A 24,844-nucleotide genomic window follows, 5' to 3' on the forward strand; every position below is an offset into this window, starting at 1 on the left:
AATCCCCGGCAGGCGGCGATGGCGGTGCTGAGCCACGCGACGCCCACCCGCATCGCCGAACTCTGGGCCGCCTGGGCGAGCAAGCCCGCCTATCACAAGGTGCGCGGACCCGAGACGGGGCTGGTCATGGTGCGGGCCCGCGCCGGTGGCGGCGGCAATCCGTTCAACCTCGGCGAAGCGACGGTCACGCGCGCCACGGTGCGGCTCGAAACCGGCGAGATCGGCCATGCCTATTGCCTCGGCCGCGATGGCGACAAGGCTGTGACCTCGGCGCTGTTCGATGCGCTGTTCCAGCGCGACCCGGCTGCCATCGAAACTCAGGTGCTGACGCCACTCCGGAACGAGCAGGTCGCTGCTGATGCCAAGCTGCGCGACGAGACCGCCGCGACCCGCGTCGACTTCTTCACCATGGTGCGGGGAGACGATTGATGGACACTTCGATCGAAGGTGGCTTCGCCGATGTCGTGTTCGGGGCCCAGTCGGTGTTTCGGGCCATCATGGATGGGCTCGCCCGGCCGGGCACGGTGCAGTCGATCGTCTCGGATGCCGCGCCGCCGGCGCCGCTGACGTCGGAACTCGGCGCTGTCGCGCTGACGCTCTGCGATCACGACACACCGGTCTGGCTCGATCCGGCCCTCGCCGCGAGCGAGGCGGTCCGCGCCTGGCTCGCCTTCCACTGCGGCGCGCCGATCACGGAGAAAGCCGCCGAGGCGCAGTTCGCGCTGGTTACCGATGCAAGCCTGCTGCCGCAGCTTCAGAGCTTCGGGCAGGGGACGGACGAGTATCCGGATCGCTCGACGACCGTCGTTCTCGCCACCGGCCATGCGACGCGTGCCGTCACGCTCAAGGGCCCCGGCATCAAGGATCGCCTTGATAGCGTGCTCCCTCTCCCCAGCGGTGAATTCCTCGCGCAGTGGGCGGACAATCGCGAGCGCTTTCCGCGCGGCATCGATCTGTTGCTCGTCCGCGACGGCACCCTTGTGGCCCTGCCGCGCACCACCCGCATTTCGGAGGCCTGAGCCATGTATGTTGCCGTAAAGGGCGGCGAGGCCGCCATTGCCAATGCCCACCGCCTGCTCGCCGACCGCCGTCGCGGCGATCGCTCGGTGCCGGCGCTGCGTCTCGACCAGATCATCGAGCAGCTCGGTCTCGCGGTCGATCGCGCGATGGGCGAGGGTTCGCTCTACGACAAGGAACTGGCGGCGCTGGCGCTGATCCAGGCACGCGGGGATCTGATCGAGGCGATCTTCCTCGTCCGCGCCTATCGCACCACGCTCCCCCGTTTCGGCTATTCGCGGCCCATCGACACCGCGGAGATGAAGATCGAGCGGCGCGTCTCGGCGACCTACAAGGACCTGCCGGGCGGCCAGCTGCTTGGTCCCACATTCGACTACACGCACCGCCTGCTCGATCCAACGATCGCCTCCGGCGCCGAAGTCGATCAAGCCACGACGCGTCCGAGCGTCGATGAACAGGCGCCGCGCGTTACCGATCTTCTCGGTTACGAGGGCCTGATCGAGGACGACGTTTCCGAACCCCAGGACGAGATCGGCGATCTCACCCGCGAGCCGATGGAGTTCCCGCTGAGCCGCGATCGGCGCCTGCAGGCGCTGGCCCGCGGCGACGAGGGTTTCCTCCTCGCCCTCGGTTATTCCACCCAGCGCGGCTATGGCCGCTCGCACCCGTTCGTCGGCGAAATCCGTATCGGCGAGGTCGAGGTGGAACTCGATATCCCCGAACTCGGCTTTGCCGTGAACCTCGGCCGCATCCGCGTCACCGAGTGCCAGATGGTCAACAAGTTCAAGGGCAATGCGCAGGTGCCGCCGCAGTTCACCCGCGGCTACGGCCTCGTCTTCGGCCAGGCCGAGCGCAAGGCCATGGCGATGTCGCTGTGCGACCGCTCGCTGCGCGCTCGCGAGCTCGGCGAGGATGTCGAGCACCCGGCGCAGGACGAGGAATTCGTCATCTCGCACTCGGACAACGTGCAATCCACCGGCTTCGTCGAGCACCTGAAGCTGCCGCACTATGTCGATTTCCAGGGCGAACTCGGGCTGATCCGCGAGATGCGCGGCGAGCACGCGACGGCCGAAGCCGAGGCCTACCCGGAGGCAGCGGAATGATCTCAGTCGCCGCCGCCACCACCGTCTCCGCCACCGCCGTCGCTATCGGAAGCACTCCAACTGTCACCGCTGCCATCACCACTGCCGCCACCCCCACGATAGGGGCTCTTGCGCCGGGATCGCCAGATCACAACGAGAAGCACGACCACACCGGTGACGATAACGCCGATGGCAAGCAAGACGTCTTCCATGGGCATCGGCGTCACTCCCCCGCGACGGTGATGTACGAACTGAAGGATATGCGCGCATGAACATGATCGCGAGCTACAACTTCGCTTATCTCGACGAGCAGACCAAGCGGATGATCCGGCGGGCCATCCTCAAGGCCATTGCCATCCCCGGTTACCAGGTGCCGTTCGCCTCGCGCGAGATGCCCATGCCCTATGGCTGGGGGACCGGCGGCGTGCAGGTCACGGCCTCGATCATCGGGCCGGATGACGTGCTCAAGGTCATCGACCAGGGCGCCGACGACACCACCAATGCGGTGTCGATCCGGGCGTTCTTCGCCAAGGTGGCCAACGTCGCGGTGACCACGCACACGGCCGACGCAACGATCATCCAGACCCGCCACCGCATCCCGGAAAAGACCCTCGGCGAGGGTCAGGTGCTGGTCTATCAGGTGCCGATCCCCGAGCCGCTGCGCTATCTTGAGCCGCGCGAAACCGAGACGCGCAAGATGCATGCGCTCGAGGAATACGGGCTGATGCATGTGAAGCTCTACGAGGACATCGCCAAGCACGGCCGCATCGCCACGACCTATGCCTATCCGGTCAAGGTCGAGGGCCGCTACGTGATGGATCCCTCTCCGACGCCCAAGTTCGACAACCCCAAGATGCACATGTCGGAGGCGCTGCAGCTCTTCGGCGCCGGCCGCGAAAAGCGCATCTACGCCGTGCCGCCCTACACCGAAGTGGTGAGCCTCGATTTCGAGGATCATCCGTTCGAGATCCAGCATTTCGAGGAGCCCTGCGCGCTCTGCGGCGCGACTGGCGTCTACCTCGACGAAGTCATCCTCGATGATCGGGGCGGACACATGTTCGTCTGTTCCGACACCGACAATTGCGAGGAGCGCCGCGCCGAAGGTCATCGCGGCAAGCTCGCCGGACACGCGTTGGACGCGGCAGAATGAGCGAACCACTCCTCAGGGTCTCCAACCTCACCAAGTACTATGGCAGCCGCCTCGGCTGCGCCGATGTCTCGTTCGAGCTCTGGCCCGGCGAAGTGCTGGCCATCGTCGGCGAGTCGGGTTCGGGCAAGACGACGCTGCTCAACATCCTCTCGACCCGGCTGGAGCCCACATCGGGTGTCGCCGAATACCGGATGCGCGACGAAATCTGGCGCAATCTCTACGATCTCAGCGAAGCGGAACGCCGTTTCCTGATGCGCACCGACTGGGGGTTCGTCCACCAGAACCCAGCCGATGGGTTGCGCATGACGGTTTCGGCCGGCGCCAATGTCGGCGAGCGCATGATGGCGGTCGGCGACCGGCACTACGGCAGGATCCGCTCGACGGCGATCGAGTGGCTCGGCCGCGTCGAGATCGCCGAGGATCGCGTCGACGACGAGCCGCGCGCCTTCTCGGGCGGCATGCGGCAGCGGTTGCAGATCGCGCGCAACCTCGTGACGCATCCGCGGCTGGTGTTCATGGACGAGCCGACCGGCGGCCTCGACGTTTCCGTGCAGGCCCGCCTTCTCGATCTGATCCGTGGGCTGGTGTCGGACCTCGGACTGTCGGCCATCATCGTGACGCACGATCTTGCCGTGGCGCGCCTCCTTTCGCACCGGATGATGGTGATGAAGGACGGCTATGTGATCGAGCAGGGGCTGACCGATCGCGTGCTGGACGATCCGCGTGAGCCGTACACGCAGCTGCTCGTTAGCTCGATTCTGCAGGTGTGACGGTGAGCGCAGTGCACCTGGTCGCCCCCCTCCCAGCCTCCCCCACAAGGGGGGAGGTGCCGTTCTGTGCATTTGGCACGATGCTGCCACGACCACTCTTCACCTCCCCCTTGATGGGGGAGGCCGGGAGGGGTGGGGGCAGGCTCACGCGAGGTTCGAAATGACCGCCCTCCTATCCGTCCGCGATGTCGCGAAATCCTTCACGATGCACCTCCGCGACGGCATCGTCCTGCCCGTCGTCGCGGGTGTCGGCTTCACCGTGAATGCCGGCGAGTGCGTCGTCCTCGGGGGCCCCTCGGGCGCCGGCAAGTCGTCGCTGCTCAAGATGGTCTACGGCAACTACGGCGTCGACGCCGGTTCGATCTCGCTGATCCACCACGGCGCGCCCGTCGATCTCGCCACTGCCTCCCCGCGCACCGTGCTCGAACTCCGCCGCGATACCATCGGCTATGTCAGCCAGTTCCTCCGCACGGTGCCGCGCGTCAGCACGGTGGACGTCGTCGCCGAACCGCTGGTCAGCCGTGGTGTTTCTCGCGATGAGGCGGCCGCGAAGGCGCGCAATCTCCTCGCGCGCGTCAATCTGCCGGAGCGGCTGTGGTCGCTGCCGCCTGCGACTTTCTCGGGCGGCGAGCAGCAGCGCGTCAACATCGCGCGCGGTTTCATCACCGATCATCCGGTGCTGCTGCTCGATGAGCCGACCGCCTCGCTCGATGCGGTCAACCGCGCCGTGGTGGTCGAGATGATCGCCGAGAAGAAGTTGGCCGGCATCGCCCTGCTCGGTATTTTCCACGACGAGGAAGTGCGGGCTGAGGTCGCCGACCGGATCGTCGACGTCACCGCCTTCGCCGTGAGGAAAGCCGCATGAAGCTCTCGGAGACGCCGCTCATCGATCCCACGGCGCAGGTGAAGGATTCCGTCCTTGGCCGCTACACCGAGATCGGCGCCAATTGTCACGTCTATCGCTCGAGCCTGGGGGACTATTCCTATGCCGTCGACGGCACCCAGATCGCCTATGCGGAGATCGGCAAGTTCGCCAATATCGCTGCCAATGTGCGCATCTATGCATCCAAGCATCCGATGCAGCGGGCGTCGCTGCATCACTTCACCTACCGCTCGAGCTGGTTTTTCGAGGGCGAGACCGATGACCAGGAGTTTTTCGACTGGCGCGCGTCGAACGGTATTTCCATCGGCCATGACACCTGGATCGGCCATGGCGCGGTGATCATGCCGGGCGTCAAGGTCGGGCACGGCGCCATCATCGGCTCGAACGCCGTGGTGACCAAGGACGTCGCCGATTTTGCCATTGCCGTGGGCGTTCCAGCCAAGCCGATCCGCCAGCGCTTCCTCACCCCGATCGCCGATCGGCTGCTGGCGCTCCAATGGTGGGACTGGCCGCACGAGAAGCTCCACGCGGCGCTTTCCGACTTTCGCACCCTCGAAATCGAAGCGTTCCTCGAGAAATACGAATAGCCGGGCTGTCTGCACATCCCTGGTTCCGGCCGATAAACCGTTGTCAACGCAGCGGTTTATCGTTTTTTGACGGTGGCTTTTCCACTGTCACAGGTTCGTCACCCAACCTTCATCTGCATTTCGTCTCACCAGCTTAGGTCTCGGTCCCGTGCGAACGGGGTGGCCTGCATGCTGAAGATTTCCAATGTGTCGCGGCGCTTCGGGGCGAAAGTCGCCGTCGAAGGCGTCAACCTGGAAATCCCCGCCGGCCAGATGGTCGGCGTCATCGGCCGGTCGGGCGCCGGCAAATCCACCCTTCTCCGCATGATCAACAGGCTGATCGACGTTTCGGACGGCCGGATCGAGTTTCACGGCGCGCCGGTTTCGGCCCTGCGCGGCCAGGCCCTACGCGACTGGCAGCGCGACTGCGCCATGATCTTCCAGCAGTTCAACCTGGTGCCGCGCCTCGATGTCATCACCAACGTGATGCTCGGCCGGCTCAACCGCCGCAACACCATCATGAGCCTCCTCCAGATTTTCTCGGAAGAAGAGCAACTGATGGCGCTGAAGGCGCTCGAGCGGCTCGATATCGCCGCGGTCGCCAGCCAGTGGGCCCAGACACTCTCCGGCGGCCAGCAGCAGCGCGTCGCCATTGCCCGGGCGCTGATGCAGGAACCCAGGGTCATCCTTGCCGACGAGCCGATCGCCTCGCTCGATCCGCGCAACGCCAAGATCGTGATGGACTCGCTTGCGTCCATCAATGAGGAGCAGGGCATCACCGTCATCACCAACCTCCACACACTCGATACCGCCCGCGCCTATTGCGAGCGCATCATCGGCATGGCGGCGGGCCGGGTGGTGTTCGACGGTACGCCCGAGCAGCTCACCACCGAGGTGGCACGCGAACTTTACGGGGCCGACGGCCTCGAGGAAGCGTTCTCCGAGGAAATGACCTCGACCAGTCTCGAGGCCATCGTGCCGAAGAGGAAGAAGAAGAAGCATGCCGAGCTGCCGGCGGGCGCCCTCGAGGCTCCGCTCGCAACGGCTGGCCTCCCCAACTGAGATCCAGAGTTTCCGCTCCTGCCGGTCAGCCGCCTGCTTGCGCGGCGCGACAGGTGGCGGAAAGCCAATCGCGTCACCAAAGGAGACATCCATGTCCGCGATCCGTAACGTCCTGATGGCAAGCATCGCCGTCGCCGCCCTCGCTACCCCGGCCTTCGCCCAGGAACTCGATGTCATTCGCATCGGCCTGCTCGGCGGTGAGAACGAGGCTGATCGCCTCGCCGATAACCAGTGCCTCATCGACAAGCTGCCGGCCGCCCTCGGCGTCAAGGAAGTGAAGCTGTTCCCGGCCGCCGACTACAACGGCGTGATGCAGGGCCTGCTCGGCGGCACGCTCGACATCGCCGGCCTCGGCGCCTCGGCCTATGCCGGCATCTACCTGCAGGACCCGGAAGCAGTCGAACCGTTCCTGACCAACGTCCAGACCGATGGCTCGACCGGGTACTACTCGATCGCACTGGCCCGCAAGGACTCGGGCATCACCGACATCACCCAGGCCAAGGGCAAGCGCCTCGGCTATGCCGATCCGGACTCGACCTCGGGCTACCTCGTGCCGCTGACCGCGCTGCCCGCCACGCTCGGCGCCAAGCCCGATGAGTTCTTCGGCTCGGTGGACTTCGGCGGCGGCCATGAGAACCTCGTTCTCGCCCTGCTTGACGGCAAGTTCGACGTTGCCACGACCTGGGGTTCGGGCGTCGGCGAGTTCTCCGAGGGCTATACCTCGGGCAACATCCGCTCGATGGTCGACAAGGGCATGCTCGACATGGAAGACGTCGTCGAGGTGTGGCGTTCGCCGCTGATCCCGAACGGTCCGCTGGTCTATCGCAAGGACCTCCCGCAGGACATGAAGGACAAGATCGTGAAGTTCTATTCCGAGCTTCCGACCACCGACTACGAGTGCTTCCGCTCGGTCGAGAACGGCGACTTCAAGGGCTACGCGCCGGCGACCGTCGAGTTCTACCAGCCGATCATCGACGCTCGCAAAGCCACCATCGGCGACTGATACCAGGTCCATTCCAACCGGCGGCGCCCCAAGCGCCGCCGTTTTTTCATGAGAGGACGGGGGCGGGATGAACAGCACCACGGCCGGGCATCACGCCCCACTGCCCAACGACGCAAGCGTCGTCCACCGGCACTATCGCAGTCTGGTGCGGACACGGCGCCTTTACACGATCATTGCGGTCGGCACGCTCGTTGTCTTTCTCGCAGCGGCACTGTGGTTCGCCGATGCCTCGAACGCCGGCCGGTTCTTCGAGCGGCTGCCGTTCTTCTTCGACTACTTCATCCATTTCCAGCCCAAAGATCCGATGGAGATTTTCCGGGCCATGTTCGATCTGCCGTCGCCCTATGACGATGGTTCGCTGAAGTACAACTATCCGGAAGGGAGGGTGCCGCTGTTTGGCGACTTCTACCTGCCGGAGTATTTCTACCAACTGCTGGTCACCATCAACATTGCGGTGCTAGCGACGATGACCGGTGCAGCGCTCGCCTTCGCGCTCTGCTTTTTCGCGGCGAGCAATCTGGTGGGCTCCAGTGCGGTTCGCTTCGGTGTCCGCCGCATGCTTGAGTTGCTGCGGGCCTTTCCGGAAATCGTGATTGCCGGCTTCCTCGTCGCCATCTTCTCCCTGGGTCCGCTGGCCGCTGTTGTCGCGGTGGGAGTCCATACCGTTGGCGCTCTCGGCAAGATGTTCTTCGAAGTGGTCGAGAACGCCGACATGAAGCCCGACGAGGGGTTGAGAGCTGCCGGCGCAAACTGGCTCGAGCGTGTGCGCTACGCCATTGTCCCACAGGTCATGCCGAACTTTGTCTCCTATGCCCTGCTGCGCACCGAGATAAACGTGCGGGCCTCGACCATCATCGGTGCGGTGGGCGGGGGCGGCATCGGCGAGCTCTTCCGGCTATCCATCGGGCAGGACCATGCCGCCAAGACCTACGCAATCATCATCCTGCTGTTTCTCACCGTGATCCTCATCGACTGGATCTCCGGTTACCTGCGCAGGAAGCTGGTCGGCAACGCCGCGTTCCAGTTCGGGGATTGAGCCATGGCAGTCATCACAGCCGAAGAAGCCGTTTCGCTGAAGTCCCGGTACCCACAGGTCTTCCATCGACCGTTGCATCAGAAATTGCTGGCGCCGATCGCGGCCGTCGCGGTCGCGGCGTATCTCGTGTTCTGCTTCTTCTTCTTCAACATCGCCGGCGTCATCAGCGACGCCAACTGGGAACGTGCGGGCACCTACATTGCCGACTGGTACTCCTGGGAGGCAAACCCGCGCTTCCGCTTCAAGGACGACCAGGTTGAAATCGAGTGGACCCGCTCGCTGCTCGGCGACAATCCCGATCCCGACTGGATCGCGCGGGCGGATGATGGTTCCTACACGGTGACGCTGGGCAACCCCGGCAACCGCGTCGAGATCACAGCAACGCACGTGGTCGCGGTCGTCAACGGCCGGCCGTACGACGTGCCAATCACGGAAGCCGGGGCAGAACTGCCTGCAGACGCGCCGTCAAACATGTCGCTGAAGAACGGCCGAGTCACAGTGGATTACGGCTTTGTCGGCCTCGCCGAGATCCGCAACAGCCAGGTGTTCGTACGGCACCGCTTCCTCGGCTGGCCGAACTTCTTCTTCGATACCAACTCGCCGTTCTTCGGCATGGATATGGAGCAGCTCTGGACGTCGGCGAGCAGCGCCGAGCAGATCGACGCCCGCATGCCGAACTGGCAGCTGATGCTGGTGGAGTTCCTCTACAACTCCGAGTGGCAGCATCTCGATACGTTCAACAAGCTGTTGCAGACTATCGTCATGGCCTTCGTCGGCACGCTGTTCGCGGCGATGGTCGCGTTCCCGCTGTCGTTCCTCGCCGCCCGCAACATCACGCCGAACCCGATCGGCAACTGGTTCATGAAGCGCTTCTTCGACCTGTTGCGCTCGGTCGACATGCTGATCTGGGCGCTGTTCTTCGTGCGCGGCTTCGGCCCGGGCCCGATCCCCGGCATCGCGGCGATCTTCTTCACCGACACCGGGACGCTGGGCAAGACCAACACCGAGGCGCTGGAGAACATCGACGACAAGCAGCGCGAGGGCGTCCGCTCGGTCGGTGCCTCGGCGGCCAATGTGCAGCGCTACGGCGTCGTGCCGCAGGTGCTGCCGGTGTTCATCAGCCAGGCGCTGTACTTCTGGGAGAGCAACACGCGCTCGGCCACCATCATCGGTGCTGTCGGCGCCGGCGGCATCGGCCTCAAGCTGATCGAAGCGATGCGGACCAACCAGGACTGGGAGAACGTCGCCTATATGGTGATCCTGATCCTTATCGTCGTGTTCGTCTTCGACAACATCTCGAATGCACTCCGGTCACGGCTGATCGGCCAGCCGGCGCACTAGAGGGGGCAACACGAGCACTTGCCCCTTGATCCTCCCCCGCGATGGGGAAGGGAGCGCAGCTGGCCGCATGGCGGCCCAGCGGCGCGGGGTGGGTCACGCACCGGCGTTGGTTCAAAACACAAAGGCCGCCGTGGTTTCCCACGGCGGCCTTTGTCATTCAGTGCATCGCGCGATCAGTTGACGCGCTTACCGTCCTTGTCGAACAGGTGGACCAGCGACAGGTCCGGCTTCACCTTGATCTTGGAACCCGGCGCCACGTTGACGCGCTCGCGGAAGATGCCGGTGATCGGCTGGGTGCCGAGACGGCCGATGACCTGGGTCTCCGAGCCGGTCGGCTCGAGCACCACGACTTCGATTTCGACGCCGTCGTCGGAGAGCTGGAAGTGCTCGGGGCGGATGCCATAGATCGCGGCGGCCGTGGCGCCCGGAATGGTGGGCAGCAGGATGCCGTCAGTGGTCTTGAAGCCTTCGGCGGTCGTCTCGCCGTTGATGAAGTTCATCGACGGCGAGCCGATGAAGCCGGCGACGAACGTGTTGAGCGGACGATCGTAGAGATCGAGGGGCGAACCCATCTGCTCGATGACGCCATCGCGCATGACGACGATCTTGTCGGCCATGGTCATGGCTTCGACCTGGTCGTGGGTCACGTAGATGGTGGTGGTCTTCAGCCGCTGGTGCAGCTCCTTGATCTCGGAGCGCATCTGCACGCGGAGCTTGGCGTCGAGGTTCGACAGCGGCTCGTCGAACAGGAAGACCTGCGGATCGCGCACGATGGCGCGGCCCATGGCGACGCGCTGGCGCTGGCCGCCGGAGAGCTGGCGCGGCTGGCGGTCGAGCAGTTTCTCGAGGCCGAGGATCTGCGCGGCACGATCGACCTTGGACTTGATCTCGGCCTTGGGCACACCCTTGAGCTTCAGCGAGAAGCCCATGTTCTGCGCCACCGTCATGTGCGGGTAGAGCGCATAGTTCTGGAACACCATGGCGATGTCGCGCTCTTTCGGCGGCAGGTCGTTGACGACGCGCGGCCCGATCGAGATCTCGCCCGAGGAGATTTCCTCGAGGCCGGCGATCATGCGCAGCAGCGTCGACTTCCCGCAGCCCGAGGGGCCGACCAGCACGACGAACTCGCCATCGGTGATATCGACCGAAACGCCCTTCAGCGCTTCGAAATTGCCGTAGTGCTTACCGGCCTTGTTGATGTTCACGGTTGCCATGAAGTTCCTCACCCTTGGCGCGGGAGTTGTCTCCCACTGTCGGCCGGGAGCATCGGGGAGGGAGAAGGGGTGGTCAAGGCGAGATCAGCAATATGCGACTAAAGTAGCACTAAAGGATAGTACGAAAGTATAATGATCGCGTTCGAGATGACATCCCGTCCGCCGGCAGCATCGTCCTTCGACAGTGAGGCCGCACGCGTTTTTGCTACAAAAGAATATTGCATGCGATATGCATTAGGTGTTACCGCTTGCGCCAGAGTGCATGCTGCCCGAGGAGGATCGGGGCATCCACCATGAGGGAGAAGATCATGCAGATAACCCGTATGCGCGGCATGCTCGCCGTCGGTTTGGCTTCGGCCGTGGCCCTGTCGCCGCTCGCCGCGCTTGCTTCGGACAACAAGATCGCGCTGGTGCCGGGTGGCCCGCACCCGTATTTCGCGCCGTGGGAGCAGGCGGCGGCCGATGCGCAGAAGGATTTCGGCATCGCCTCGGTGGAGTACAAAGTGCCGGCCGAGTGGAAGCTCGAGTTGCAGACCGAGCTGTTCGAGAGCCTCGCAGCGCAGGGCTATGCGGGCTTCGGCTATTTCCCGGGCGACGCAGTGGGCGTCAACTCGACCATTGCCGAACTTAAGGCCAACGACATCCCTGCCGTGGCGCTGGGTGGCTGCGCGCAGGATCCGACCGACACCGCCTTCTGCATGGCGACCGACGTCTATGCCTCGGCTTATCTCGGCACCAAGGCGCTGATCGAAGCCATGGGCGGCAAGGGTGCAGTGGTGCATCTCGCGGGACTCCTGGTCGACCCCAACACGACGCTGCGCGTCCAGGCGGTCGAGAAGGCGGTGGCCGAGACCAATGGTGCGGTGACGTTGCTGCAGACGCTGGGCGATACCGACAACCAGGAGCAGGGCGACCAGAAGATCAACGCGCTGCTCGCCGCCCAGAAGGATCAGATCGGCGGCATGATCGCCACCGGGTACATCTCGACGGTGGTCGCGGCGACGGCGCTCAAGAACCTGGGCGACAAGAAGATCAAGCTGATCGGCATCGATGACGACAAGATCGTCCTCGATGGCATCAAGGACGGGTTTGTCGCTGGCACCATGGCGCAGAACCCCTATGGCCAGGGCTACATCGGCGCCTACGCCGTGGACCTTCTGGCCGAGGGCTGCACGGTGAAAGCCGACGCGCCCTTCATCACCACGCCGCAGACGGCCAAGTTCATCGACTCCGGCACGCTGCTGATCAGCTCGGCCAATATCGACAGCTACAAGGACGACCTGAAGAAGTTGACGGGCGAGTTGCAGGCAAGCTTCAAGGACAAGTTCTTGAGCTGCCCGTGAGTGGTGCCTTACTGAGGCAGACGGCCCCCCCATCCTCCCCCATGAAGGGGGAGGTGCTCCGCCGGTGCTTGGGGTTGCGACCGTGCCAAGCGCTCTGTTCTTCACCTCCCCCTTCATGGGGGAGGCCGGGAGGGGGCCGTCTCTCTCGGCAATACGAGTATCTCCATGACCGCGCTTGACGCTCCGCCCCGCGCAACATCAGCATCCGGCATGGACAAGGCTCCCCGCCTGACGCTCAGTTCGTTCCTGCTGCGCGGCTCGACCCAGATCGGGCTGGCGCTGATTCTCGTCGTGCTGTGGATCACCTTCTCCTCGCTCGCGCCGGGGTTTCTCTCGAAATTCAATCTCAACTCGCTGTTCCGTTCGGTCGCCGTCGACATCGTCGTCGGTTTCTCGCAGATGGTGGTGCTGGCGACGGGCGGCATGAACCTCGCGGTCGGCGCCATCGGCGTCTGCGCCGTGATGTTCTCGGGCTATCTGATGCAGGTGCTCGGCCTGCCGATCCCGGTCGCCATCGTGGGCACGCTGCTGCTGGGCGCACTGCTCGGCTGGATGAACGGCATCGCCATCGTGAAAACCGGGGTGAACAGCTTCGTCGTCACCCTCGCCAGCGCGTCGCTGTTTTCAGGCGGCATGCTGATCCTCACCAAGGCGGTGCCGCTCAACGGTTTGCCGCCTGCGTTCGGCGCCTTCGGCAAGAGCGCGTTGTTCGGCGTGCCGAGCCTCGCTCTCGTCGCCATCGGCATAGGCGGGCTGCTCTACTGGCTGTTCAAGCACTCGACGCTGGGCCGCCAGATCCTCGCCGTTGGCGCCAACGCCCGGGCCGCGGAGATGAGCGGCATCCCGGTCGATCGCACCACCGTCTTCGTCCATGCGCTGTCGGGCGCGCTTGCCGCCGCTGCGGCACTGATGCTGACCTCTCGCCTCGCCGCCGCCATGCCGGCCGTCGCCGGCGACGACTGGCTGCTGCCGAGCTTTCTTGCTCCGGTCATCGGCGGTACGGCGCTCGCGGGCGGCATCGTCTCGGTGATCGGCACCATGCTCGGCGCGCTGCTGGTTTCCACCATCCGCTCGGGTCTCCTCGTGCTCGAGATCGGCAATTTCTGGCTGCAGCTCTTCCTCGGCGCTTTCCTGCTGCTCGCTATCCTGATCGAGCGCGGGCGGGCTGCCTATGTCGCCCGCGAACAGGCGCGGAGGGCATGATGGGCGCTTTCTTCCGCCTGCAGTGGTCGGGCATCCTCGTCGGCATCATCGCCGGCAGTATCGCGCTGGCGCTCTCGGCGCCCGCCTTTCTCACCGAGTTCAACCTGTTCGTGCTGCTGCGCTCAATCTGCGTCTCGCTGCTCGTCGCCTATTCGCAGATGGTGATGCTCGGCGTCGGGCAGATGAACCTTTCGGTCGGCGCGCTGGGCGGGCTCGTCGCCGTGATCACCGGCGGGCTGATGGACGCGCTGGGGGTGCCGACCATTCCGGCCATCCTGATCGGCGTTGCGGCCGGTGGCCTTGCCGGCTTCGTCAATGGCTGGCTCACAGTGCGCACCGGCATCAACGGCTTCATCGTCACGCTGGCGACGGCCTCGGCCTTTGCCGGCATCAACCTGGGGATCACCAAGGCGGTGCCGTTCTACAACCTGCCGCCTGATTTCGTCGCTTTCGGTGCCGGCCGCATCGGGCTTTTCCCGCTGCTGCTGATCGTGCCGCTGATCGTCACGGTGCTGATCGCCGTGTTCTTTGCCCGCACCATACCGGGGCGGCACATGCTGGCGGTGGGTGGTAACGCGCCGGCTGCTCAACTGAGCGGGGTGTCGGTGCCGCGTGCCATCATCTCCGCGCATGTCCTGTCGGGCCTGCTCGCCGCAGCGGCGGGCGTTCTTGCGGTGGCGCAGCTCGGTTCGGCCCAGCCGAGCATCGGCTCGGACTGGCTGGTGATCTCGTTCGCCGCGCCGATCATCGGGGGCGCCAGCCTCGCGGGTGGCGCGATCTCGATTGTCGGCACGCTGCTCGCGGTGGTGCTGATCGGCCTGATCCAGAACGCCATGGTATTGGTCAAGGTCGACCCCTACTGGGTGCAGTTCCTTCTCGGGGCGCTGATCCTCACCGCGGTGTGGTTCAACCGCTACCGCGCCGTGCGGATGGGAGAGAGCTGATGGGGCTCGTGGTCGAAGGCGCCAGCAAATCCTTCCCTGGCGTGCGGGCGCTGAAGGACGCCGCACTCGAACTCCGGACCGGCGAAGTGCATGCGCTGATGGGCGAGAACGGGGCCGGCAAATCGACGCTCATCAAGATCATCACCGGCGTCCATCGCCCGGACAGCGGGCGGCTGCTGCTCGACGGGCAGCCGATCGAACTGCACTCGCCCCGCGATGCGATCCGGCTCGGCATTTCCGCCGTGCACCAGGAGCGCAACCTGATCCCGCGCTTCTCGGTGGCCGAGAATATCCTGCTCGAAAACCTGCCGCGGCGCGCCGGGTTGGTTGACTATGCCAGGGCCAATGTCGAGGCGAAAAAATACCTAGATATGATCGGCCTCAACGTCGATACGCGCACCGAGGTTCGACACCTCAGCGTCGCGCAGATGCAGATGGTCGAGATCGCCAAGGCGCTCAGCCACGAGGCCAAGGTGCTGCTGCTCGACGAGCCGACCGCGTCGCTCACCGGCGAGGAGGCCGAGGCGCTGTTCGCGCTGGTCAAACGGCTGAAGGCCCAGGGTGCGGCGATCCTCTTCGTCTCGCACAAGCTCGAGGAAGTGCTGACCCTTTCGGACCGCGTCACCGTGTTGCGCGACGGCGAGACCACGATGGTCGGCGAGCCCATGGCCGGTATGACGCGCGGTCGGCTGATCGAGGCGATGATCGGGCGCGCCGAGCGGATCGCGGTCGTGCGACCGCCGCGCGAGGCGACGGGGGCGATCAAGCTCGAGGCGAAGAACCTCGCCACCGCCGCCGGGCATCGCGACATCTCGTTCACGCTACGGCGCGGGGAGATCCTCGGGCTTTATGGCCTTGTCGGCGCGGGCCGTACGGAGCTGGCGAGGGCGCTGGTCGGCAAGGACAAGGTGACCGGCGGCTCGCTGGCGGTGGATGGCGTGCCAACCAGTATCCGCTCGGTGGAGCAGGCGCTGAAAAAGCACCGCATCGGCTATCTCAGCGAGGACCGGAAATACGAGGGCGTGGTACTGCTGCACCCGATCCGCTTCAATGTGGCGATGACGATCTGGGACCGACTGGCCGGGTGGCTCGGCTTCCAGACCGCGGCCGGCGAGCGCAAGGCAGCCGAACCATTCGCGAGGCAGCTCGAAATCCGCACGCCCAGCCTCGAACAGGCGGTGGGCAATCTCTCGGGCGGCAACCAGCAGAAGGTATCGCTGGCCAAGTGGCTCGCCGCCGAGGTGGATCTGCTGATCATCGACGAGCCGACGGTCGGCATCGACATCAAGACCAAGGCCTATATTCACGAGCTGATCGGCAAGCTGGCGGACGACGGGCTCGCCATCCTCCTTATCTCGTCCGAGCTCCCCGAGATGGTGGCGCTGGCCGACCGGATCTTGGTGATGCACGATTTCGCGCTGGTCGACGGCTTCGCCAACGACCGCAACTACGAGACGATGAGCCGCAAGGTGATGGGGGCGATCCACCGGCACGGCGACGAGGTGGCGGCTGCGGAGTAGGGGCGGTGTGCTGCTGAGGCGTCTCGGCCGATGGCTTGCGCTCGACAAAGCCAGCGCTATTGATGCCGCCATGACCGATATCGCCATCCTCGACCGCACCGATCCCTTTGCTCGCACGCGTGCGCTGTTCGAGCTGCCCGAGGGTGTTATCTACATGGACGGCAATTCGCTCGGTGCGTTGCCCAGCGCGGTGTAGACCCGGATGGCCGACGTCGTCGCAACGCAATGGGGCGAGGGCCTCATCCGGAGCTGGAACACGCATGACTGGATCGACCTGCCGGGACGGGTCGGCGATCGGATCGCAAGGTTGATCGGTGCGCCGGCCGGAACGGTGACGGTAGCGGATTCGACCTCGATCAATCTGTTCAAGGTGCTGGTCACGGCGCTGCGCCTCAGGCCTGGGCGCAAGGTGATCCTCACCGAGAAGCGCAACTTCCCAACCGATGCCTATATCGCGGCGGGTGTGGCGGAGCTGCTGGGGCAGGGGCACGAGTTGCGCGAGGTCGAAGCGAACGAACTGGTCGCTGCGCTAGGTCCCGATGTCGCCGTACTGATGCTCACCGAGACGAATTACCGAACCGGTGCCAGGCTCGACATGGCCGCGTTGACCCATGCCGCGCACGCGGCCGGTGCGCTGACGATCTGGGATCTCTGCCACTCGGCCGGCGCCTTCCCCGTTGACCTGACCGGCGCGGATGCCGATTTCGCCGTGGGCTGTGGCTACAAGTATCTCAACGGTGGCCCCGGTGCCCCGGCTTTCGTCTACGCCGCGCCGCACCTCGACGGGCTCCGGCAGCCGCTAACCGGGTGGCTCGGACATGCGGTGCCGTTCACCTTCGCCGAGAGCTATGTCCCGGCCGAAGGCATCGCGGCGATGCGGGTCGGCACGCCGCCGATCCTTTCGATGGCGGCACTCGATGCGGCGCTCGATGTGTTCGATGGCGTCGATCTCGTGGCGCTGCGGGCGAAGGCTGACCGGTTGTTCGATATCTTCACCGGCACGTTGGCGTCCATCGCGCCCGAACTCGAACTGCTGACACCCACCGATCCGGCGCAGCGCGGAACGCAGGCTTCCCTGCGCCATCCGGAAGCCTATGCCGTCATGCAGGCCCTGATTGCGCGTGGCGTGATCGGCGATTTCCGAGAGCCGGATATCCTGCGCTTCGGCCTGACGCCGCTCTATCTAGGCCATGCCGATGTCGAGCGTGCGGCGACCATCGTGGGCGAGGTAATGCGCGAGCGGGCCTGGGATCGGCCGGAGTTCAAGGCGCGGGCGAAGGTGGTTTAGAACAGCTCGGCTTCGCCGTGCACACCGCGGGCGGCGCTGCCGGAGAGAGCCGGGACGCTCAATTCCTCGAGCACGAGGCTCGACCAGATCTCGTCATAGACCGAGTCCGGTGTCGTCGGTGGCAGCAGCGCGAACTGGCGGACGGCCAGCGCCATGTTCTGGCAGCGCTGCTCGATGCGATCCTGGCCCTGCAGGGCGCTGACGATCATGCGAGTGGCCTGCCGGCGCGCGTCCTCGGGATCGAGCGCAGTGTCGGCGAGGATCTCGAGGGCCTGAGTTACGCCTTCAACCATGCCGGCGGTCTGGCGTGCGGTTTCATCGAGCTCGCGAGCGAGCCTTTGCAGAGACATCTAGGACCTAACCCCCGACAGTACGCCTGCACCTTAGCGCGGCATTCCTAAATTGCTCCTTGCGGCATGTTGCTCGTTGGGGCGCCCCCCGAGTTCTTGGTTAGCGCTTCCCTAACGAATTGGCCGTAACCATGACAACGCTAGTCATTTCGGGTTACGTCCAACTATGGTCATGTCGAGTTCACTGCCTCCCGAGTTCGATCGCGGCGTGGTGACGACCGTACATCAGGGTGATTGCCTGGTGTCCAATGAAACCGATCTCACCTACTCCACCGTCCTTGGCAGCTGCGTCTCGGCCTGCATCCGCGACCGCGTCGCCAATGTCGGCGGGATGAATCACTTCCTCCTCGCCGAGCAGTCCGCCTCGGCCCAGGATCGCTACGGGGCCTCGGCGCGCTACGGTGCATTCGCTATGGAGCAGCTGATCAACAAGGTGCTGAGCCGCGGCACCGGCAAGAAGGCCAATCTCGAGATCAAGGTGTTCGGCGGCGGCAAGATCAACGGCGCGCTCGACGATATCGGGCTCAAGAATATCGCCTTCGTGCGCGAGTTCCTCGCTGCCGAAGGCTACGACATGGTCAAGGAAGATCTCGGGGGCACCTATGCCCGCCGGGTGATGTTCAAGCCGCATTCCGGCCGGGCCTTCATCAAGCGGCTCGACAATGCGGTCAACGCTTCGATCGCCAAGGAAGAACTGGCCGTGGCCGCCAGCCGCCGCAGCATCATCGCCAAGCCGGTCGTCGACGACATCGAATTGTTCTAGCTCGACAGCCGCGTCGCCTCGATGCGCCTGTCGGCAACCGTCACGGCAATCTCGAAATGGTCGGCCTGCACCACGTCGAGCACCTTGCTCGGCCGATAGGCGCAGGCGTTGATGCCGCCGCGATGGCGAACGCTGTCGTAGACGAGGCCATCCTCGCCATCGGTGCGCACCTTTTCGCCATAGGCCTGGCCCGGTGCGTAGTCGTCGGGCGCGTGCAGAGCCGCCTCGCTGCCGCGGATGTCGACATAGCTGCCGTCGAGCCGGGCGGCATAGGCGCGAAAGATGCGCGTCGTGCCTTCAAGCCCGCGCGCCAAAGCCTCGCGCCGCAGGTGGTGCCCGACCTCGGCGATGGCGGTGGGGACGGCGGCTGAGGCATACCAGGCGCCGAGCTCGGGCCCGTTGAAGCGACCGCCACTCGGCGCGGCATGAAGGAATGCCGCCATGACGATGGACGCGTTGGGACGCCCGAATACCCACTCCGCCTGCGGCAGCCGAGTGACCCGTTCCTTCACCAGCCGGTCATTGGTCCAGCCTGCCAGATCCATCACCTGCTCGAGGTCGGCGGCGGTGGCGACTGTGTCGAACAGCCCGACCGGCGGGAAGCGCGACGGGATCAGCCGATAGCTCGGCTGCGGAGCCGGAGAACGCATCAGCGGATGACGATGTCGCTGTCTTCGTAGGGGGTGAAGGCGGCATCGAGCGCATTGGGCGCCATGTAGAGGCCGCCGCGTGCCGCATCGAGGAAACGCCGTACCGCCATCAGCCCATCCTGCGTGCCCGAGGTGACGAGCGCCAGCGGCGGCTGGCCGCCAAACACCGGCGCCATATGCGGCCCCCTGAGCCAGCGGACGCCGTCGCCTTCATTGGCGAACAGGACGCCGAGCGCCTGATGGATGCCGAACACCGCCGAAATGCGCAGCAGTGCATCGACATCGAGCGTGAACGGCTGCCCCTCGCGGGCGAGCTTGGCCCAGTTGTGGTAAGTCGAGCGCGACGGATAACCGAGCACCAGCCGGCGCTGTTCCTCGGTGAGGTTCCAGCGATCGGCGATGGCAAGGAAAGTGCGCAGCGCCGGCCCGCTCAGCCGCCGCCGGTTGGGCGCCGCGAAACGGCCGAGATCGATGATCTCAGCGCCGGTGCCGGCAGGCTCGAAGGCCGTCGGGGGCCGCTCACGGAAACCGAACTGCATCTTTCGCTCCTTGTCCGGATCAAGACATAGTCTAAATCCGGACAACTTACAAGAGCTGCCGTCCAAATCTGGACGAGGGCTTGCTAGGTCTCCCGCCGCACGACTTCGGGGATCAGGCCGCGCGGCGCGTAGCGCAGCGCGATGGTGATCACCACGCCGAGGACGAATACGCGCATCTGGCTGGCGCGCGACTGGATTTCGGGAATGGCGCCCCAGCCCATGTCGGTGGACCAGCTTGAAATGCCGTTGAACAGCCACTGCGCGACAGGGTCGGAGACCATCCACGTGATGTAGATGAGCAGGGCCCCAAATACGGCGCCCCAGTTGTTGCCGGCGCCGCCGACGATCACCATCACCCAGATCAGGAAGGTGTGGTTGATCGGCTGGTACGAGCCCGGATCGTAGATCTGCTGAAAGCTCACCAGCATGGCGCCGCCGATGCCCATCAGCACCGAGCCGAGCACGAAGATCTCGAGCTGGCGGCGGGTGACGTTCTTGCCCATCGAAGCGGCGGCGATGTGGTTGTCGCGGATGGCCCGCATCATCCGGCCCCACGGCCCGCCATAGGCGCGCTGCACGAGGAAGAACGCCCCCACGAGGGTGATGAGCACGAGCGCGAGAAACCCGAGGCGGGCGAAGATGAACGAATCCGCGATGGAGACACCCTCCGCCTGCAGGTCTTGCGGGATCGGAGTTGGCCATGGAATCGGCGACACGGTGAGCGTGCCGCGGGTTAGCCAGTCCATGTTCTTGAGCAGCGCCCGGATGATTTCCGAGATGCCGATGGTGGCGATGGCGAGGTAGTCGGTGCGGAGCCCGAGGCAGATCTTGCCCACGACATAGGCCGCGCCGGCCGCGAGCACACCGCCAAAGGCCCAGCCAAGGACAGGGTGGAGGCCGAGCCCGCCGACCCAGCCGCCGCCGGCGCTTTCGATATAGGCCGCGGCCGGATCGATCTGGCTGCGATAGACGATGTAGGCGACGATCCAGGCGACCACTGTCGCGGCGGTCTTCCAGCGCCCCTTGATGCCGATGCGGTCGGCGTGTCGTACGCCCCAGACGAGGAGGAAGCCGGCGAGGAAGGCCATCAGCGCCTTGCCCAGCATCAGCGGACCGTCCGAGCCCCAGAACTGGTCGTTCATCGGATAGGAGATGAAGGTCACGGCCGCGCCGCCCAGCATCAGCATGCCCATGATGCCGAAGTTGAACAGGCCGCCATAGCCCCACTGGATGTTGAGCCCGAGCGCGATCAGCGCATAGGCGAAGCTCTGCACCAGGAGCAGCGAAATATTGGCCGCGCCCAGTACCCAGCCGATGGCTGCGAAGAGGACGAACAGCCCCAGGAACAGAAGGAGGGAGCGCCGCGCGATCATGTCGATGCTCCCTTGAAGATACCGGTCGGGCGCCAGAGCAGCACCACCACGAGGATCACGAAGGCCACCGTCAGCTTGTACTCGGTCGGAACGATCGCCATCGTCGCCGGCACCTCGAAGGGCAGGACGCCGGCCATCGGCTTCAGCAGCACCGACCAGTTGAAGATAGCCGCCGTCTCGGCGAAGCCAATGAGATAGCCGCCGGCAATGGCGCCGAAGGGCTTACCGAGGCCGCCGACGATGGCGGCGGCGAAGATCGGCAGCACGATGTTGAACGCGAGGTCGGGCTTCAGGTTCACGTCGAGCGCCAGCATGGTCCCGGCCATGGCGGCGAGGCCGCCGGCGATGATCCAGGTCACCCGCACGACGAGCTTGGTGTTGATGCCCGATACCTGCGCCAGATCGGCATTGTCGGCCATGGCGCGCATGGCTTTGCCGAGGCGCGAGCGGCTGAGGAAGAGCTGCAGCGCGATCACCGCGACGATGGTCGAGAGGACCATCAGCACCTGCGGCTGCGTGAAGTTGATGGTGCGGGTGACGCCCTCGAGCGGCACCGGAATGCGGATCAGCGACTTCTGCTCGATCTCGAAGAACGACCAAGTGCCCGAGCCGAAGAACAGGCGGATCAAGCCCTGGATGATCAGCGTCACGCCGATCGAGGCGATGAGCAGGGTCACCGGCCGCGCGCCACGCGCCCGAAGCGGGGCGTAAAAGCCCTTGTCTAGGCCGAGGGCGATGATTGCCGTCAGCACAATGGCAATGGGCAGCACGACGAAGCCGGTGGGCAGGAACGGTACCGTGATGCCCATGGCCTGGAAGCCCAGCATCAGCAGGAAGGCGATGAAGCCGCCCATCGTCATCATGTCGCCATGGGCGAAATGCGCGAAGCGCAGGATGCCGAAGATGAGCGTGACGCCGATGGCACCGACGGCGTAAATCGAGCCGAGCACGACGCCCGCCACGACCACGTTGTTGAAAAAGAAGATGAGTTCGTTCATTGCCCTCAGCCTCCGAGGAAGCTCTTGGCGACTTCGGGATCGGCGATGAGCTCGGCGCCCGTGCCGGTGAAGCGGTTCTTGCCGGTGGCGAGGACGAAGCCGCGCGAGGCGAAAGCCAACGCTTGCCTCGCGTTCTGCTCGACCATCAGGATGGCGACGCCGGCCTTGTTGACCTTGACGATCTGCTCGAAGATCTCGAGCACGTAGCGCGGCGAAAGCCCGGCCGAGGGCTCGTCGAGGAGCAGGAGTTTCGGCTGGCTCATCAGTGCCCGGCCCATGGCGACCATCTGGCGCTGGCCGCCCGATAGCTCACCCGCCGGCTGGCGGCGCTTCTCTTTCAGCACCGGAAACATGCCGTAGACCCATTCCATGGTCGGCTTGAAATCGTCGGTGCGGGTGAAGGCGCCCATCTCGAGGTTCTCTTCGACGCTCATCGAGACGAAGACGTTCTTTTCCTGCGGCACGAAACTCAGGCCCTTGGGGACGAGCCGGTCGGGCAGGGAGTTCTGGATTTCCTCGCCGTGGAACGTGATCGAGCCATCGGTGACGCGGAGCAGGCCGAAGATCGCCTTGAGCGTCGTCGACTTGCCGGCGCCATTCGGCCCGACGATGACGCCGATATCGGATTGCTCGATGGCGATATTGACCCCGTTGAGGATCGGCGCGCCGCCATAGCCGCCGACTACATCCTTGATCTCCAGTAGAGGCATCAAACGGCCTCCACCGGCGAGCCGAAATAGGCTTCGATGATCTCGGGATTGGCGCGGATCTCGCTCATCGGCCCTTCGGCGATCTTCTCGCCCTGAGCCATGACGATGACCGGGTCGCAGAGGCGCCCGATGAGATCCATGTCGTGTTCGATGACGAAGAAGGTGTAGCCCAGTTCCCGGTTCATCCGTTCGATATTGGCCGCAAGGTCCTGCAGCAGGGTACGATTGACGCCGGCCGCGACCTCGTCGAGCAGCACGACCTTGGCGTCGACCATCATGGTGCGGCCGAGTTCGAGCAGCTTCTTCTGGCCGCCGGACAGATTGCCGGCGAGCTCGTACTTCACGTGTCCGAGCTTCAGGAAGTCGATGACGTCGAGCGCCTTCTGGCGAACGTGCCGGTCGGCATCCCTGACCGTGCCGGGCATGATCCAGGTTCGGATTAGGCTCTCGCCCGGCTGGCCCGAGGGCACCATCATCAGGTTCTCGAGCGCCGTCATGTTGGAGAATTCGTGCGCGATCTGGAAGGTGCGCAGCATGCCGCGATGGAACAGCTGGTGCGGTTTAAGCCCGGTCACGTCCTGGCCGTCGAAGATGATCTTGCCGCTGTCGGGCACGATATTGCCGGCGACGAGGTTGAACAGCGTGGACTTGCCCGCGCCGTTCGGCCCGATCAATCCGGTGATCGAGCCGCGCTCGACCCGCAGCGAGCAGTCGTTGACTGCGCGCAAACCGCCAAAGCGCTTACTGACGTTCTGAACGTCGATGACTGCGTCGAAGGACACCCCGCCCCCGTCCTGATGAATGTTCTTATGCCGCGGGACTTGAAGCCCGGTTCAGGGCATCTGCGCATATGCACAAATGCCGGTCAACCAAGCACCGCGTTACGATTGGGGGCGGCTCATAAAGGGTTGTGGAGCGTTTGACCAGACGGTCAAAGCACGGCGAGTACCGCGTCGGCCGTCTTGTGATTGGGCGCGAACAGAATGTTGTAGAGCGTTGCGAGGCGCGTCAGCGACTTGATGTCGACGTCGTGCGGCATGGCGGTCAACGGATCCTGGAAGAAAATCAGGGCGTCGAGCCGGCCCTCGGCGATCATCGCACCGAGCTGCGCGTCGCCGCCGAGCGGTCCCGAGAGCAGGCGGGTGACGTTAAGTCCGGTGCCGTCGTTGATGCGGCCACCGGTGGTGCCGGTGCCCCACAACTCGTGCAAGGAGAGCTTGTCGCGGTTCTTCAGCGACCAGGCGACCAGCTCGTCCTTCTTGTCGTCGTGCGCCACGAGGCCGATGCGCGCCATGGGGTAACCTCCATTCGGGATGGATCGGTTCTGCCCAAGTCAGGCCCGGAGCGCAATGGCCTCGGCGAGGAGGATGGCGAGGTCGTCCTCGGGAATGGCGGCATCGGGCGCAAAGCGGATGAAGCGCACCTGCTTGCCGTCACCCTCGAGCAGAGGCGAGCTCAGCTGCCGGCCGTGCTCGAAGACGAGCGAGACGTGATCTTCCATCGGGAAGATGGCGCAGACGAAGCCGGCGTCGGGGTGGCGGTAGTTGACCGAGCCCCAGCCGAGCCGCGCCTTGGCTTCGAGGTCGGGGCGAAGGTGGAGCAAGGTCAGTGCCAGCGTGCTGGCCAGCTTGCCGATGGGCTCGGGGAAGGGCCGGACGATCTGGAGCAGGTCGGCGACCAACTCAGTCGACCGAGAGTCGGATGGTTGCATGGTTCATCTCGAGGCCCATGGGATCGATCATGGTCATGGCCTCGTCCTGGGCCATCTCTTCCATCATTTTGCCGCTTGCCGCCAGAGCCGCCTCATGGCTCTGCCAGAAGACGATGTCGAGGAAGCTGCCGTCGTCCCGCTCGGCGAGGTGCCGCGACACGAAGCCGGGCTGGCGCTTCAGCCAGCCATTGATGGCCACATTGGCGTCGACGAACTGTTGCCCGGCCCCGCGGACCAACCGGAAGGTCACAAGTTCAAGTGCCTGCTGCATAAAGAACGAAACCCTCTCCTGTGGACGCAGAAGAGAGGGTTTCGCACAGTCCCCCTG

Annotated in this window: 28 protein-coding genes and 1 pseudogene; 18 read left to right on the top strand and 11 right to left on the bottom strand. The window is 64.9% G+C overall.

Annotated features, from left to right (window positions below; genetic code table 11):
• Positions 1-18: 18 nt before the first annotated feature.
• The 12 genes from phnG (at position 19) to phnE (ACOYW5_RS18240) (ending at position 9,910) form a co-directional block, all read left to right on the top strand.
• Positions 19-429 (top strand): phosphonate C-P lyase system protein PhnG, encoded by a 411-nt coding sequence (phnG, locus tag ACOYW5_RS18185; RefSeq protein ID WP_423069496.1) that lies wholly within the window; start codon positions 19-21, stop codon positions 427-429.
• On the top strand, positions 429-1,019 hold the full coding sequence (phnH, locus tag ACOYW5_RS18190) for a phosphonate C-P lyase system protein PhnH (RefSeq protein WP_423066302.1): 591 nt from the start codon (positions 429-431) through the stop codon (positions 1,017-1,019). The genes phnG and phnH overlap by 1 nt, the downstream gene beginning before the upstream one ends.
• Before the next feature lie 3 nt (positions 1,020-1,022).
• Positions 1,023-2,120 (top strand): carbon-phosphorus lyase complex subunit PhnI, encoded by a 1,098-nt coding sequence (locus ACOYW5_RS18195; protein ID WP_423066303.1) that lies wholly within the window; start codon positions 1,023-1,025, stop codon positions 2,118-2,120.
• A complete protein-coding gene (locus tag ACOYW5_RS18200) occupies positions 2,117-2,371 on the top strand; it encodes a hypothetical protein (protein ID WP_423066304.1) in 255 nt (84 codons plus the stop codon). Before ACOYW5_RS18195 ends, ACOYW5_RS18200 begins: the two co-directional genes overlap by 4 nt.
• Positions 2,368-3,249: an alpha-D-ribose 1-methylphosphonate 5-phosphate C-P-lyase PhnJ gene (locus ACOYW5_RS18205; RefSeq protein WP_423066305.1), complete on the top strand. Its 882-nt coding sequence runs from the start codon at positions 2,368-2,370 to the stop codon at positions 3,247-3,249. The genes ACOYW5_RS18200 and ACOYW5_RS18205 overlap by 4 nt, the downstream gene beginning before the upstream one ends.
• A complete protein-coding gene (gene phnK, locus ACOYW5_RS18210; protein ID WP_423066306.1) occupies positions 3,246-4,019 on the top strand; it encodes a phosphonate C-P lyase system protein PhnK in 774 nt (257 codons plus the stop codon). Before ACOYW5_RS18205 ends, phnK begins: the two co-directional genes overlap by 4 nt.
• 160 nt (positions 4,020-4,179) lie before the next feature.
• On the top strand, positions 4,180-4,884 hold the full coding sequence (gene phnL / locus ACOYW5_RS18215; protein WP_423066307.1) for a phosphonate C-P lyase system protein PhnL: 705 nt from the start codon (positions 4,180-4,182) through the stop codon (positions 4,882-4,884).
• Entirely contained in the window at positions 4,881-5,489 is a 609-nt protein-coding gene (locus tag ACOYW5_RS18220) for a DapH/DapD/GlmU-related protein (RefSeq protein ID WP_423066308.1), read from the top strand. Before phnL ends, ACOYW5_RS18220 begins: the two co-directional genes overlap by 4 nt.
• Before the next feature lie 168 nt (positions 5,490-5,657).
• Positions 5,658-6,530, top strand: coding sequence for a phosphonate ABC transporter ATP-binding protein (gene phnC / locus ACOYW5_RS18225; RefSeq protein ID WP_423066309.1), 873 nt, complete (start codon positions 5,658-5,660; stop codon positions 6,528-6,530).
• Between the two features lie 91 nt (positions 6,531-6,621).
• On the top strand, positions 6,622-7,533 hold the full coding sequence (phnD, locus tag ACOYW5_RS18230; protein ID WP_423066310.1) for a phosphonate ABC transporter substrate-binding protein: 912 nt from the start codon (positions 6,622-6,624) through the stop codon (positions 7,531-7,533).
• Between the two features lie 67 nt (positions 7,534-7,600).
• Positions 7,601-8,569 (top strand): phosphonate ABC transporter, permease protein PhnE, encoded by a 969-nt coding sequence (gene phnE / locus ACOYW5_RS18235; protein ID WP_423066311.1) that lies wholly within the window; start codon positions 7,601-7,603, stop codon positions 8,567-8,569.
• A gap of 3 nt (positions 8,570-8,572) precedes the next feature.
• Positions 8,573-9,910 carry a phosphonate ABC transporter, permease protein PhnE gene (gene phnE, locus ACOYW5_RS18240; protein WP_423066312.1) on the top strand — a complete coding sequence of 446 codons (1,338 nt, stop codon included), beginning with the start codon at positions 8,573-8,575 and terminating at the stop codon, positions 9,908-9,910.
• Positions 9,911-10,083: 173 nt separating this feature from the next.
• Here the strand turns inward: phnE (ACOYW5_RS18240) and ACOYW5_RS18245 are convergent, their stop codons facing one another.
• On the bottom strand, positions 10,084-11,124 hold the full coding sequence (locus ACOYW5_RS18245; protein WP_423066313.1) for an ABC transporter ATP-binding protein: 1,041 nt from the start codon (positions 11,122-11,124) through the stop codon (positions 10,084-10,086).
• Positions 11,125-11,432: 308 nt separating this feature from the next.
• Here ACOYW5_RS18245 and ACOYW5_RS18250 point away from each other — a divergent pair, with 308 nt between their 5' ends.
• The 5 genes and pseudogenes from ACOYW5_RS18250 (at position 11,433) to kynU (ending at position 17,422) form a co-directional block, all read left to right on the top strand.
• Entirely contained in the window at positions 11,433-12,467 is a 1,035-nt protein-coding gene (locus ACOYW5_RS18250; RefSeq protein ID WP_423066314.1) for a sugar ABC transporter substrate-binding protein, read from the top strand.
• Between the two features lie 210 nt (positions 12,468-12,677).
• On the top strand, positions 12,678-13,670 hold the full coding sequence (locus ACOYW5_RS18255; RefSeq protein WP_423066315.1) for an ABC transporter permease: 993 nt from the start codon (positions 12,678-12,680) through the stop codon (positions 13,668-13,670).
• On the top strand, positions 13,670-14,614 hold the full coding sequence (locus tag ACOYW5_RS18260) for an ABC transporter permease (protein ID WP_423066316.1): 945 nt from the start codon (positions 13,670-13,672) through the stop codon (positions 14,612-14,614). Before ACOYW5_RS18255 ends, ACOYW5_RS18260 begins: the two co-directional genes overlap by 1 nt.
• Positions 14,614-16,134, top strand: a complete 1,521-nt coding sequence (locus ACOYW5_RS18265; protein ID WP_423066317.1) for a sugar ABC transporter ATP-binding protein — start codon at positions 14,614-14,616, stop codon at positions 16,132-16,134. The genes ACOYW5_RS18260 and ACOYW5_RS18265 overlap by 1 nt, the downstream gene beginning before the upstream one ends.
• Positions 16,135-16,204: 70 nt before the next feature.
• A pseudogene (gene kynU, locus ACOYW5_RS18270) lies at positions 16,205-17,422 on the top strand (kynureninase).
• Here the strand turns inward: kynU and ACOYW5_RS18275 are convergent.
• Entirely contained in the window at positions 17,419-17,772 is a 354-nt protein-coding gene (locus ACOYW5_RS18275) for a hypothetical protein (protein ID WP_423066318.1), read from the bottom strand. The pseudogene kynU and the gene ACOYW5_RS18275 sit on opposite strands and share 4 nt — an antisense overlap.
• Before the next feature lie 241 nt (positions 17,773-18,013).
• On the opposite strand from ACOYW5_RS18275, the gene ACOYW5_RS18280 reads away from it, so the two are divergent.
• The gene (locus ACOYW5_RS18280) at positions 18,014-18,535 is read left to right on the top strand and encodes a hypothetical protein (RefSeq protein ID WP_423066319.1); all 522 of its coding nucleotides are present in this window, start codon (positions 18,014-18,016) and stop codon (positions 18,533-18,535) included.
• On the opposite strand, the gene ACOYW5_RS18285 is transcribed toward ACOYW5_RS18280, so the two are convergent.
• From ACOYW5_RS18285 to ACOYW5_RS18325, 9 genes are all read right to left on the bottom strand, one after another.
• Positions 18,532-19,188: an RES family NAD+ phosphorylase gene (locus tag ACOYW5_RS18285; protein ID WP_423069497.1), complete on the bottom strand. Its 657-nt coding sequence runs from the start codon at positions 19,186-19,188 to the stop codon at positions 18,532-18,534. The genes ACOYW5_RS18280 and ACOYW5_RS18285 overlap by 4 nt on opposite strands.
• The gene (locus ACOYW5_RS18290) at positions 19,185-19,724 is read right to left on the bottom strand and encodes an MbcA/ParS/Xre antitoxin family protein (RefSeq protein WP_423066320.1); all 540 of its coding nucleotides are present in this window, start codon (positions 19,722-19,724) and stop codon (positions 19,185-19,187) included. Before ACOYW5_RS18290 ends, ACOYW5_RS18285 begins: the two co-directional genes overlap by 4 nt.
• 83 nt (positions 19,725-19,807) lie before the next feature.
• Complete coding sequence (locus tag ACOYW5_RS18295) at positions 19,808-21,097, bottom strand: branched-chain amino acid ABC transporter permease (RefSeq protein WP_423066321.1); 1,290 nt, start codon at positions 21,095-21,097, stop codon at positions 19,808-19,810.
• Positions 21,094-22,095 carry a branched-chain amino acid ABC transporter permease gene (locus ACOYW5_RS18300; RefSeq protein ID WP_423066322.1) on the bottom strand — a complete coding sequence of 334 codons (1,002 nt, stop codon included), beginning with the start codon at positions 22,093-22,095 and terminating at the stop codon, positions 21,094-21,096. The genes ACOYW5_RS18295 and ACOYW5_RS18300 overlap by 4 nt, the downstream gene beginning before the upstream one ends.
• 5 nt (positions 22,096-22,100) lie before the next feature.
• A complete protein-coding gene (locus ACOYW5_RS18305) occupies positions 22,101-22,805 on the bottom strand; it encodes an ABC transporter ATP-binding protein (RefSeq protein WP_423066323.1) in 705 nt (234 codons plus the stop codon).
• Positions 22,805-23,587: an ABC transporter ATP-binding protein gene (locus ACOYW5_RS18310; RefSeq protein ID WP_423066324.1), complete on the bottom strand. Its 783-nt coding sequence runs from the start codon at positions 23,585-23,587 to the stop codon at positions 22,805-22,807. The genes ACOYW5_RS18305 and ACOYW5_RS18310 overlap by 1 nt, the downstream gene beginning before the upstream one ends.
• Before the next feature lie 149 nt (positions 23,588-23,736).
• Positions 23,737-24,099 (bottom strand): methylglyoxal synthase, encoded by a 363-nt coding sequence (locus ACOYW5_RS18315; RefSeq protein ID WP_423066325.1) that lies wholly within the window; start codon positions 24,097-24,099, stop codon positions 23,737-23,739.
• Positions 24,100-24,138: 39 nt separating this feature from the next.
• Positions 24,139-24,516, bottom strand: coding sequence for a DUF1801 domain-containing protein (locus tag ACOYW5_RS18320; RefSeq protein WP_423066326.1), 378 nt, complete (start codon positions 24,514-24,516; stop codon positions 24,139-24,141).
• A complete protein-coding gene (locus tag ACOYW5_RS18325; protein WP_423066327.1) occupies positions 24,488-24,787 on the bottom strand; it encodes an antibiotic biosynthesis monooxygenase family protein in 300 nt (99 codons plus the stop codon). The genes ACOYW5_RS18320 and ACOYW5_RS18325 overlap by 29 nt, the downstream gene beginning before the upstream one ends.
• Positions 24,788-24,844 lie beyond the last annotated feature (57 nt).

The sequence above is a fragment of the Devosia sp. CN2-171 genome (assembly GCF_049354815.1).
Classification (GTDB): domain Bacteria; phylum Pseudomonadota; class Alphaproteobacteria; order Rhizobiales; family Devosiaceae; genus Devosia_A.